Source organism: Micromonospora sp. KC213 (assembly GCF_004348325.1).
GTDB lineage: Bacteria > Actinomycetota > Actinomycetes > Mycobacteriales > Micromonosporaceae > Micromonospora.
This window is the reverse complement of record NZ_SMKF01000282.1, coordinates 1-4,556: the sequence shown is the minus strand read 5'-3', so window position 1 is coordinate 4,556 and position 4,556 is coordinate 1. Positions and strand designations below refer to the sequence as shown.

Genomic DNA, 4,556 nt, shown 5'->3' with positions numbered 1-4,556 from the left:
CCATCCCCCTGGCCGGGCGGGCCCACCCCCACGACGACGAAGGAGACGGACATGGACCGCGAAACCACCACACCGGACGGTCGGTCGTGATCAGCCACCAGCTTCCCCAGCCCGGTGCCGGGCCACCGGCGGACCGGCCCCGGCCGCACCCGTCGCACGCCACACCGCACACCCCGCTGCGCCCGATCTGGTGCTGCCGGGCCTGCGGCCAGCCGTGGCCCTGCCCACAGGCCCGCCTGCTCCTCAAGGCCGAGTACGCGACCAACCAGATCGGCCTGTCGATCTACCTGTGCGGCCTGTTCCACGAGGCGGCGCGGGACCTCTACCGACTCAACCCGGACGACGGCCCGAGCCCGCGCCAACTCTTCGCCCGCTTCGTCGCCTGGGGCCCGTTCCGCCGTCCCGTCGTCCCGGAATAGCAGTCGCCCGGATCGCCCTCGACCCAGGCGACCAGCGAGCCCCGGGTCAGCGCCAGCCCACGTCGATCCGGTCGCCGCGCTCGTCGAAGAAGTGCACCGCGTCCATCCGCACCGCCACCGCCATCGGGTGGCCGGCCGAGATCGCCGGATACGGGGCGAGGCGTACCGCAAGCTCGCCCGCCCGGCGGTGGTGCCGCCCCGGGTCGCTGAGCACGCTGCCCCGGGCGTCACCGCGCTGCGCCGACTCCGGCTCCGCCGACCGACCGGCGAGACGCTGCATGACCTGCCCGAACCGGCGCAGGCCACGCTGTCCGCCGGGGCCGTTCTCGGTCGGCGGTACCACATCGTCCAGCGCTACCGCGGTGGCCCCGATGTCGAGGAAGGCCAGCGACTCGTGCCCGTGGTGCTCCAGGTAGCGGACCCGGCCCTGCAGCACGTGACCGTGGGTGTCCGGCGCGACCGGAGTGAGCGCCTCGGCCCGCATGCCGACCACGATCCGCTCCCCGTGGTAGTGCGCCACCGCCCGGCTGCGGATGTCCTCCCAGGGCAGGTAGAGCGCCTGGTCGCCGAGGTTGAGCGTGACGTACCGGTCGAGATGGACGTAGACCGACGCCTCCATCAGGTTCATCCGGGGGCTGCCCAAGAACGCCGCCACGTACAGGGTGGCCGGGCGGCCGTACACCTGTGTGGGGGTGCCGACATCCTGCAACACGCCCCCGCGCATGATGGCGACCCGGTCGGCCATGGTCAGCGCCTCGGCCTGGTCGTGCGTGACGTAGATCGTGGTGACTCCCAGCTCGCGGGTGAGCCCGGAGATCTCCGCGCGCAGTTCGGCGCGGAGCCCGCTGTCCAGGTTGGACAGCGGCTCATCCATCAGGAAGAGCCCGGGACGGCGTACGATCGCCCGCCCCATCGCCACCCGCTGGCGCTGGCCGCCGGAGAGCTGGCTCGGCCGGCGGGCGAGAACATCCCTTATCCCGAGCGCGCTGGCCACGTCCTGGATGCGTTCGTCGCGCGAGGCCGACGCGACGCCGGCCAGCCGCAGTGGGAAACCGATGTTGTCGTTAACACTCATGTGCGGGTAGAGGGCGAAATCCTGGAAGACCATGGCGATCTTCCGCTCCCGCGGCGGCAGATCGTTGGCAAAGGCACCGTCGAGCAGCACCGCCCCGGAGGTCGGTTCCTCCAGGCCGGCGATCATTCGTAGGACGGTGGACTTACCGCAGCCAGACGGCCCGAGCAGGACCATGAATTCGCCATCGTTGACATCCAAATTGACATTGTCGACCGCCAGTGTCCCGTCCGGGAACACCTTGGTGACATCCTTGAGCGCGACGGTGGTCACCGTCTCCTCCCCAGTTTGACCGGAAACCCCGGTGTGACTCTGGCCACCTTGGCCGGTCCCGCGCATCGGGTGAACGTGCCATGTTCGGGTAATGACAGGACCATTAACTGATCAGTAACCTGCCAGATTCGGGCCGCGTCACGTCGTTTCGCCGAGGAACACCCGCCGGACCACCCGTTCCGCCGCTCCGCCGTCGTCGAGCGCGCAGAACCGTTCCCGAAACCGCCGGCGCGCCCGCGTCGCGGTCGGGGTGGACTCGCCGCCGCCACGGAACACCGCCAGCAACTCGTCGAAAGTCAGGGCCACCGCCCCCGGCGGCTCGGCGGTCACGTCGAAATAGACCCCCCGGGCCAGCGCGTACGCGTCCCGGTCCGGGGCGTACACCACGATCGGCCGGTCCAGGACGGCATAGTCGAACATCGCCGACGAGTAGTCGGTGACCAGCACGTCGGCGGCGAGGTAGAGGTCCTCCACGCAGGGATGGTCGCTGACGTCCACCGCGCGCCCCCGGCTGCGCCGCCCGGCCAACCCGAGCCGGTCGTGGAAGTAGTGGCTGCGGATCAGCAACCGTCCGGTGGGCCCGAGCACGTCGAGCAGCCGGTCCGAATCGAACGGTGGACGGTAGTGCGGCAGGTGTTCGCGGTGCGTCGGGGCGTACAGCACCACCCGCTCGCCCGGGCCGATCCCGAGCCGCCCGCGGACCTCGGCCACCTCCTCGGCGGTGGCGACGGCCAGCCGGTCGTTACGCGGGTACCCGACCTCCAGTGTGGTGTACGAGGCCGGGTACGCCCGCTCCCACATCTGGGTGGAGAAGCTGTTGGCGGTGATGCTGTAGTCCCAGCGGTCGACCCGGCGCAGCAGCCCGGCGAAGTCCATCCCGACCGCGCCCAGCGGATACCGCTGCTGGTCCAGCCCCATCACCTTCACCGGCGTGCCGTGGTGGGTCTGCACGTGCACCGAGCCGGGCCGCTTGCGGACGTAGTCCGGGAAGTTGACGTTGTTGATCAGCCAGCGCGCCCGGGCCAGCGCCCGGTAGTAGGCAGGGGTGCCCGCCACCACGTACTCGGTGCCGGGCGGCAGGGTGTCCACCCGGTCCCGCCGGACGATCCACACCGCGCGGACCTGCGGCGCGAGCCGCCGGGCAGCAGCGGCGACGGCCGCCGGGTTGCAGGCGTGGCCGCGGTACCAGTAGGCGGCGTACACGGCCAGCGACGGGTCGACGGGTCGGCGCAGTTCGGCCCGGTAGTACTCGCGCAGCGCCGCGTCCCGGGTGAGCCGGGCCGTCCGCCGGGCCACCGGCAGCACCCGGCGGGCGACGCCCCGGACGGTCGCCCGGGCCTGGTTCGCCCCGCGCAGCACGCTGAACGTCCGCCACCGTCCCGCCGCCACCAGCCGGTGCTTGAGCGCCTCCACGCCGTCCGGCGCGGGGTAGCCGCCGGGGGGCAGGAAACGGCGGTAGTCGGCGGAGATCCGGCCGAAGAAGGCGGGCCGCAGTTCGGCGGCGATCCGCTCGCCGTTGCCGAGCACCGTCAGGTGGTGCCAGACCATCCGCTCGAAGACGGCCGGCCGCAGTCCGGCCAGTTCCGGGTGGTCGTCGAGGAACCCGAACACCCGGTGCCACTGGTCGAACACCTCGAAGTGCCGGTCGCCGCGGGTGCGGGTGATGGCGCCTGAGCGGCGCTGCCGGTAGTGCACGCAGACCCGGTCGAGCACGCCGATCCGCTCGGCGGCCAGCAACAGGGGGTAGGTGAAGGAGACGTCCTCGTACCAGCCGGGGGCGAAGCGGAGCCCCAGGCCGGTCAGGAACTCCCGGCGGACCAGCCGGTTCCAGGCGGTGTGCAGCAACCGCAGCGTCTCCGGCCGGTCGGCCAGCCGGAACGTGGTCGCGCCGGGCGGCTCGGGGAACACCTCGGCCATCGCGCTGCGGCTCGCGGTGTCGTTCCAGTGCACCCGGACGTGGTCGACGACCAGCACGTCCAGGCGGGTGGCGCGGAGCCGGTCGGCCACCTCGGGCAGGCAGTCCGGGGCCAGCCAGTCGTCCCCGTCGAGGAACCAGACGTACTCCCCGGCGGCCCGGTCCAGCCCGGCGTTGCGGGCCGGCCCGAGCCCCGCGTTCTCGGTGAGCCGGACCACCCGGACCCTGCGGTCGCGGGCGGCGTACTCGTCGAGGATGTCGCCGCTGGTGTCGGGCGAGGCGTCGTCGACGCCCACCACCTCGATGTCACCGAACGGCTGCCCGAGCAGCGAGTCCAGGCATTCGCGCAGGTAGCCCTGCACGCGGTAAGCCGGGACGACGAAGCTGATCAGGGTCATCCCGGCCGCCCTCTCGTCAGCCCGGCGAACCGCCCGAGACCGGTACGGCCGTCGCCCGCGCGGCGCGGGCCGGCAGGACGACCCAGGTCAGGGCGACGCTCGCCACGAACACCACGAACAGGTACACACCGAGTGTAGCCAGACCAACACCAGCGAAACCGGCGATCCCGGCGAGGGCCAGCAGCACCGAACGCCCGTCCCAGCCCAGCGTCGCGCCGTGCAACGGCGGCGCGGACTGCCGCTTCTCCAGCCGGGCCACCAGGTCGTAGTGGTGCAGGGTGAGCACGAAGACGTACCCGAAGACCAGCCAGGCCGGCGCGCCGCCCACCACCCCGACGGTGATCGCCAACAGGTACTCCCCGGCCCGCAGCGCCGCCGGCACCAGCCAGTCCAGCGGCCCGTTGTGCGCCGCCCCGGCGCCCAGCCCGCCGGCCAGCAGCACCAGCACGGCCACCGGCAGCCACCAGCCCAGCCCGCCC

At 72.4% G+C, this 4,556-nt stretch carries 4 protein-coding genes; 1 reads left to right on the top strand and 3 read right to left on the bottom strand.

Annotated elements, in window-relative coordinates:
* Nucleotides 1–86: 86 nt before the first annotated feature.
* Nucleotides 87–419 carry a hypothetical protein gene (locus tag E1166_RS29655; protein WP_132343133.1) on the top strand — a complete coding sequence of 111 codons (333 nt, stop codon included), beginning with the start codon at nt 87–89 and terminating at the stop codon, nt 417–419.
* A 46-nt stretch (nt 420–465) separates the two neighbouring features.
* Here the strand turns inward: E1166_RS29655 and E1166_RS29650 are convergent, their stop codons facing one another.
* The 3 genes from E1166_RS29650 to E1166_RS29640 all read right to left on the bottom strand — a co-directional run.
* On the bottom strand, nt 466–1,764 hold the full coding sequence (locus tag E1166_RS29650) for an ABC transporter ATP-binding protein (protein ID WP_132343132.1): 1,299 nt from the start codon (nt 1,762–1,764) through the stop codon (nt 466–468).
* A 138-nt stretch (nt 1,765–1,902) separates the two neighbouring features.
* The gene (locus tag E1166_RS29645; RefSeq protein WP_132343131.1) at nt 1,903–4,077 is read right to left on the bottom strand and encodes a bifunctional glycosyltransferase family 2 protein/CDP-glycerol:glycerophosphate glycerophosphotransferase; all 2,175 of its coding nucleotides are present in this window, start codon (nt 4,075–4,077) and stop codon (nt 1,903–1,905) included.
* 16 nt (nt 4,078–4,093) lie between these two features.
* Nucleotides 4,094–4,556, bottom strand: a 463-nt coding sequence (locus E1166_RS29640; protein WP_243710590.1) for a DUF5941 domain-containing protein, incomplete at its 5' end; no start/stop codon positions are given.